The sequence below is a fragment of the Brevibacillus panacihumi genome (genome assembly GCF_003710985.1).
In the GTDB taxonomy this organism is placed as follows: Bacteria; Bacillota; Bacilli; order Brevibacillales; family Brevibacillaceae; genus Brevibacillus; species Brevibacillus panacihumi.
Genome location: NZ_RHHT01000032.1, coordinates 107,937 through 114,060, shown reverse-complemented (window position 1 = coordinate 114,060; position 6,124 = coordinate 107,937). Strand labels below are relative to the sequence as shown.

General features: G+C 50.2%; 4 protein-coding genes and 13 tRNA genes. 16 read left to right on the top strand and 1 reads right to left on the bottom strand.

The window, feature by feature from the left end:
- Positions 1-132 precede the first annotated feature (132 nt).
- The 13 genes from EDM58_RS16535 (at position 133) to EDM58_RS16475 (ending at position 1,471) form a co-directional block, all read left to right on the top strand.
- Positions 133-208 (top strand) — tRNA-Asn (locus EDM58_RS16535).
- A gap of 7 nt (positions 209-215) precedes the next feature.
- Positions 216-306: transfer RNA gene (locus EDM58_RS16530), tRNA-Ser, on the top strand.
- 27 nt (positions 307-333) lie between these two features.
- Positions 334-410: transfer RNA gene (locus tag EDM58_RS16525), tRNA-Met, on the top strand.
- A 9-nt stretch (positions 411-419) separates the two neighbouring features.
- Positions 420-504: transfer RNA gene (locus EDM58_RS16520), tRNA-Leu, on the top strand.
- Positions 505-516: 12 nt separating this feature from the next.
- Positions 517-593, top strand: a tRNA-Glu gene (locus EDM58_RS16515).
- 51 nt (positions 594-644) lie between these two features.
- Positions 645-720: transfer RNA gene (locus EDM58_RS16510), tRNA-Val, on the top strand.
- 46 nt (positions 721-766) lie between these two features.
- Positions 767-843: transfer RNA gene (locus EDM58_RS16505), tRNA-Met, on the top strand.
- Positions 844-928: 85 nt separating this feature from the next.
- Positions 929-1,005: transfer RNA gene (locus EDM58_RS16500), tRNA-Asp, on the top strand.
- A 29-nt stretch (positions 1,006-1,034) separates the two neighbouring features.
- Positions 1,035-1,110: transfer RNA gene (locus tag EDM58_RS16495), tRNA-Phe, on the top strand.
- Positions 1,111-1,131: 21 nt separating this feature from the next.
- Positions 1,132-1,207 (top strand) — tRNA-Thr (locus EDM58_RS16490).
- 7 nt (positions 1,208-1,214) lie between these two features.
- Positions 1,215-1,289, top strand: a tRNA-Gln gene (locus tag EDM58_RS16485).
- A 7-nt stretch (positions 1,290-1,296) separates the two neighbouring features.
- Positions 1,297-1,372 (top strand) — tRNA-Lys (locus EDM58_RS16480).
- A gap of 17 nt (positions 1,373-1,389) precedes the next feature.
- Positions 1,390-1,471: transfer RNA gene (locus EDM58_RS16475), tRNA-Leu, on the top strand.
- A gap of 144 nt (positions 1,472-1,615) precedes the next feature.
- Here EDM58_RS16475 and EDM58_RS25765 read toward each other — a convergent pair.
- Positions 1,616-1,780 carry a hypothetical protein gene (locus EDM58_RS25765; RefSeq protein WP_183187535.1) on the bottom strand — a complete coding sequence of 55 codons (165 nt, stop codon included), beginning with the start codon at positions 1,778-1,780 and terminating at the stop codon, positions 1,616-1,618.
- Between the two features lie 146 nt (positions 1,781-1,926).
- Here EDM58_RS25765 and EDM58_RS16470 point away from each other — a divergent pair, with 146 nt between their 5' ends.
- The 3 genes from EDM58_RS16470 (at position 1,927) to EDM58_RS16460 (ending at position 6,124) form a co-directional block, all read left to right on the top strand.
- On the top strand, positions 1,927-3,345 hold the full coding sequence (locus EDM58_RS16470; RefSeq protein ID WP_122914309.1) for a sigma-54 interaction domain-containing protein: 1,419 nt from the start codon (positions 1,927-1,929) through the stop codon (positions 3,343-3,345).
- Positions 3,346-3,576: 231 nt separating this feature from the next.
- Entirely contained in the window at positions 3,577-4,677 is a 1,101-nt protein-coding gene (locus EDM58_RS16465; RefSeq protein ID WP_122914308.1) for an alanine dehydrogenase, read from the top strand.
- A 31-nt stretch (positions 4,678-4,708) separates the two neighbouring features.
- Positions 4,709-6,124: a Na+/H+ antiporter NhaC family protein gene (locus EDM58_RS16460; RefSeq protein ID WP_122914307.1), complete on the top strand. Its 1,416-nt coding sequence runs from the start codon at positions 4,709-4,711 to the stop codon at positions 6,122-6,124.

The window sequence follows — 6,124 nt, the reverse complement described above, 5'->3', positions numbered from 1 at the left end:
GGTTGATAGGTTCGGTGTGGAAGCGTGGCAACACGTGGAGCTGACGAATACTAATCGGTCGAGGACTTATCCACACACATCCATAAAGCATTCATGCAGATTCAGTTTTGAAGGAATAAAATCCTTCCTTGTTCCTCGGTAGCTCAGTCGGTAGAGCAATCGGCTGTTAACCGATCGGTCGGCGGTTCGAGTCCGTCCCGAGGAGCCATATATACGGAGAGTTACCCAAGAGGCCGAAGGGGACGGTTTGCTAAACCGTTAGTATGCGCAAGCGTAGCGAGGGTTCGAATCCCTCACTCTCCGCCATATTTTTTCAATCTTATAGTGTATTGTGGCGGTGTAGCTCAGCTGGTTAGAGCGTTCGGTTCATACCCGAAAGGTCGGGGGTTCGATTCCCTCCGCCGCTACCATCCTAAGCTGCGGTCGTGGTGGAATTGGCAGACACACCATCTTGAGGGGGTGGCGGGGCGACCCGTGCGAGTTCGAGTCTCGCCGACCGCACCATATTGAATACTTGGCCCGTTGGTGAAGCGGTTTAACACAGCAGCCTTTCACGCTGTCATACAGGGGTTCGAATCCCCTACGGGTCACCATACATACTTCTTACCAAGTTGGGAAATCCTCTCGGAAACAGAGAGTGATGGGGAGGCTTAGCTCAGCTGGGAGAGCATCTGCCTTACAAGCAGAGGGTCGGCGGTTCGATCCCGTCAGCCTCCACCACTTTTACAAGTGGATAGAATATGTATCAGGACAATGTCCTAGTCGTCGCGGGATGGAGCAGCTCGGTAGCTCGTCGGGCTCATAACCCGAAGGTCGCAGGTTCAAATCCTGCTCCCGCAACCAATTTCTTCACTTGAACTATGTCGAATTTTCTTCTTGCTCAAGTGAGAGGGTAGTGCACCTGGGTGCAACCAAATATTGTAAACATGGAGCTGTGGTGAAGTTGGAGTTCACGCCGGTCTGTCACACCGGAGGTCGCGGGTTCGAGTCCCGTCAGCTCCGCCATTCTTATCAAATGGCGATGAAAAAGTTATGGCTCGGTAGCTCAGTCGGTAGAGCAGAGGACTGAAAATCCTCGTGTCGGCGGTTCGATTCCGTCCCGAGCCACCATAATATGAATAGCTTGAATGTGCCGGTGTAGCTCAATTGGTAGAGCACCTGACTTGTAATCAGGGGGTTGTGGGTTCGATTCCTATCGCCGGCACCATTTTTATTGGGGTATAGCCAAGCGGTAAGGCAACGGACTTTGACTCCGTCATTCCTAGGTTCAAATCCTAGTACCCCAGCCATTTGCACGAGCCATTAGCTCAGTTGGTAGAGCATCTGACTTTTAATCAGAGGGTCGAAGGTTCGAGTCCTTCATGGCTCACCAGTTTTCACGAATACAATGCGGGTGTGGCGGAATGGCAGACGCACCAGATTTAGGTTCTGGCGGGAGACCGTGGGGGTTCAAGTCCCTTCACCCGCACCATAGGTAAAAACCCTTGTGATATCAAGGGTTTTTTTATTTTATTTGTACCAAGATGATTTGCACAAGCTCGCCATGGCTAAGTAGGGAAGCCATTGGGGATAAAATGAACACCTCCACCGCTTCAAGTGAAGGTGCCAATGGGAATTAATCCTCCAGTTCGGTTATGACCTTTGAAGCGAATTTTTCATCTGGGGTAGGAAACATCTGAAATTGATGGCGTTTTTCAATCTCGCTTTCATCTAGAGAATTTAAAAACGTTTCGTCCTCTTGACTAGCAGTATGTTCCTGCTGTACATCCTGATTTCTCATGTATGTCTCACCTCCTTAACAGATTAATGTGTTCAAGGAAGTCATTCCTTATCCAGCCATGGCTAGCTACCAGGTTTTTTTATGTTGTCCACCTTGCAAAGTCGTTACGATAAGAGAGAAACCAAAGGGAAAATGGAGGAAACGGCTTGGAACGAGACGGATTGCTTCAAAAGATTACATACATTGACGGCATTACCATTATCGATACTTCCGGAACGATCCTCTTTTCGGTGAAATTCAACCCGCGTTTTGCCTCTGCCGATGAGAAGACGGATGAAATAGTCGGGGAAAATCTGTTTACGTCCTTTCCGATGCTAAATGAACAAACTAGCACACTCTATCACGCGTTGAAGACGGGGCGCCCTATTTTTCGCAATCGTCAGGAGATCATCGATTTTTCCGGTAAAAAAATAGAGACGACCAATGTGACCCTACCGATTAAGACAAACGGAAAAGTGATTGGGGCCATCGAGCTGTCAAAAGACATTAGCGAGAACAAGCAGGGAGTAGATGAGTTTATTGAACTGGACGCAAGCTTGTTTTTGCCAGACAGGCAGGGTGAGGGAAATATTCAGCCCGAGGCAGCCAGATACACCTTGGATGATATTGTGACAGCCAACGAACAGATGCTGGAGTTGAAGAGACAAGCAGAAAAAATGGCCCGGGGACGTTCACCTGTCTGCTTGTTTGGAGAGACCGGAACAGGGAAGGAGCTGTTTGCGCAGGCGCTCCACAATGCCAGTGAAAGAGCCGAAAAGCCATTCATCGCGCAAAACTGTGCGGCGATACCGGAAAGCTTGATGGAGAGTATTCTGTTCGGTACGAAAAAAGGCAGCTTCACGGGTGCGGAGGATCGCCCGGGTCTGTTTGAGCTGGCAGATGGCGGGACGGTATTTCTGGATGAACTCAACTCCATGCCCCATCATCTTCAGGCAAAATTGCTGAGGGTACTCGAGGACGGCATGATTCGCCGATTGGGGGACAAGCATACTCGCAAGGTCAATGTACGCGTGATTGCAGCATTGAACAAGCATCCGCGCCTATGTGTGAAAGACGCAGAGCTGCGCCCTGATCTGTACTACCGCATTTGTGTAATGGCCTTGCATCTGCCGCCCTTGCGCGAGAGAAGAGAGGACATTGAACTGCTGTTGCCTTACTTTATTACGAAGTATAACAAGCTATTGCAAAAAAACGTCCGCCATATCGTCAAAGGGGTACATGAATACTTGCTGTCGCATCATTGGCCCGGCAATATTCGCGAATTCGAGAGTGTGGTAGAATTCGCGCTCCTGCTCAAGGAAGAAAATGAGGAGACCCTGCAGCGAAGCGATTTGGAGAGAGTCATTCGTCACCTGGTAGACGAAGGCGTGGAGAGCAGCGAGGAGTCAGGGGAAGGGGCGGAAGAAGCATTCATCCCGCTCAAGGAAGCGGTAGCTGCGCTCGAAAGAAAAATGATTCATAGGGCAATCGAAAAAACAAAGGGAAATGTCTCTCGAGCAGCACAATTACTGAGTATTCCGCGGCAGTCGCTGCAAAATAAGATGAAAGAATACGGGATCAGGTAGCGGGCAGAAGCATGCCCCCATTATGAATGACTGCCTAAAAATCACCAACCATTGCCCGAAAACGAACAAGCAAGAGGGATTACGGGAGAAAAAAGCACGGAAAAGATGGTGAATCTTCCAAGAAACAGGAAGATGGCCGTCTTTTTTTACTGATTTTTTTATCAACTCGTTGGCATGCTCCTTGCTAAGAAGGTGAGTATCCGGAACATACGTATAAGGAGGATGTCCAACATGATCATCGGAACGTTTAAAGAATGTAAACAGGGTGAATCTCGCGTCGTTTTAACACCCAATGAGGTGTCCGAGCTTACAGCGGGGGGACATACCGTTCTTGTCGGAAAAGGAACGGGAGAAAATGCAGGATTTCCCGATGAGTTTTATGTGGAAGCAGGAGCCGTATTGAAGGAAAGCATGGAGGAAATCTATGCCAATGCCGAGTTGATTGTAAAAGTAAAAGAAATTTTGCCGGAAGAGTACGATTTGCTGCGAGAGGGACAAATCATTTTCACCTGCCTTCACCCGGCTGCCAATCGCGAAGAGGTAGATGTGCTGTTGGACAAGAAGGTGGTCGCCTTCACAGCAGAGGATACTCATCAATACGGCTCTCCAAATGGAGAAGTAGCAGGGAAGCTTGGAGCGCTTTGGGGAGCGCACTACCTGCTTAGTGTGAATGGCGGCATGGGCAAGCTCGTGGGCGGCATCGGAGGCGCGCCAGGAATCCAGGCTCTCGTGATTGGGGCAGGAATCGTCGGGCGCAGCGCAGCCAACGTGCTTTCCTCGCTGGGAGCAAGAGTGACAATGATGGATGTCAACATCGGTGTATTGCGGGATGCGCAGTACCTTTTGCCAAAAGGGATCGACACGATGTTCTCCAATCAGAGCAACATCCGGCAATTGCTGCCCCACGTCGACCTGGTGATCAACTGCGTCAAGTGGCCCAAACAGAGGAAGGATCACCTGATTACTCGCGACATGCTGAAGCTGATGCGGAAAAAAGCCGTCATCATCGATATTAGCGCGGATGTGGGAGGAGCAATCGAGACTTACAGACCGACAACCTATGAGGATCCTGTCTATGAAGTGGACGGAATTATTCATTTTGGTGTTGACAACATCCCGGGCGCTGCCCCGCATACAACCTCGATTGCCTATGCAGCTTCTGTCTTTGCTCACATTCAAGCGATTGCAGACCATGGACCGGAAGAAGCGGCACGCCGCAATCCGTATTTGCGCCGTGGATTGACAGCGTACAAGGGGATTCTTACCCACGAAGAAACATCATTGATTCAGCAGCGGGAGCGAGTCAGCGCAGAGAAGCTCCTGGGAGTATAGAAGAGAGAAGAGCGGAGAAGGGGGTAAAAAGATGGAAGCAACAGAAGCAGTTCATATGGGAATCATCTCACTGGTTCCTGCAGTGGTCTCCGTGATTCTGGCATTTTGGACACGGAATACGGTCTTCTCATTAGCAGTGGCTTGTTTCCTGGGAATTCTATTATCTGGCGGGGGCTTGCTCGGCTTTCCCACCTTGATGAAAACGGCGCTCGGTACAACGAGCTTTTCGGGACTTCTGCTTCTGGAATTATTCATTGGCGTCATGATTGCCTTCTTTCAACGAACAGGTGCGATTCAGAATGTAACGCTGATGCTGGAACGCCGTAAGTTTACTCGCGTCAAAACGCAGCTTATGGCATGGTTTCTCGGAATGTTCGTGTTCTTCAGCGATTATTTCAGCCCGCTGTTTGTAGGCTCGACCATGCGCAATCTAGCGGACAAAGCACGAATCTCACGTGAAAAGCTCGCCTATATCGCGGACTCCACTTCTGCTCCGGTGAGCGTGCTGGTTCCCATTACGGGCTGGGCAGCTTATTTTACGGGCTTGTTAATCGGGGTTGGAACGATTACGAATGAAGCAGAAGCGATGTCCTTGTTCCTGAAAACGATTCCTTTCAATTTCTACGCGATCTTGTCTGTTTTGTTTGTAGGCTTGCTGGCGATGCGCGTCATACCTGATTTCGGTCCGATGAAAAAAGCGGAGCGTCGAGCCATCGAAGAGGGGAAAGTGCTGCGAGACGGTGCAGATCCTCTGATGGGATCTGAGCTGACGGATACACCGCCGTACGAGGGGATCAAGACCAACGTCTTTCTCAACTTTTTCCTGCCGGTGATGATTGTGGTTGCGATCGCGGTTGGCACCTTCATGACGTTGAAATCCGCGAAAACCATGGAAGCCTTTTTGGCCGCAGCGGTCATTCTCGGAATCATCATGCGTTTTCAGGGAATTCCGTTTTCCGACATCATGAAGACGGCCACTGCGGGGATGAAGGGGGTCATGCCAGCGATCCTTGTATTGGCTTTTGCGTTTTCGCTTAACCAGCTAAGCAAAGACATGGGAACCGCTCACTACATTATTTCCATCACGGAGAGCTGGTTGACTCCGCAGTTGCTGCCGTTTTTGATCTTTACCGTCTGTGGGGTCATTTCCTTTGCTACAGGCACCTCATGGGGAACGTTTGCGATCGTCATGCCATTGGCAGCACCATTAGCGTTTACCTTTTCGGGAGGAGAAGTCTCTCTCCTGGTCGTAGCGACAATTGCTGCTGTTGCCGGGGGTGGAGTGATGGGGGACCATTGTTCGCCTCTGTCCGATACGACAGTACTCGCTTCCACAGGGGCAGCGTCAGACCACATCGACCACGTCAAAACGCAGCTTCCTTATGCGCTGACGGTAGCAGGCATTTCTGCTGCTCTGTATCTATTGATCGGCATGGTGTTTGTCTAG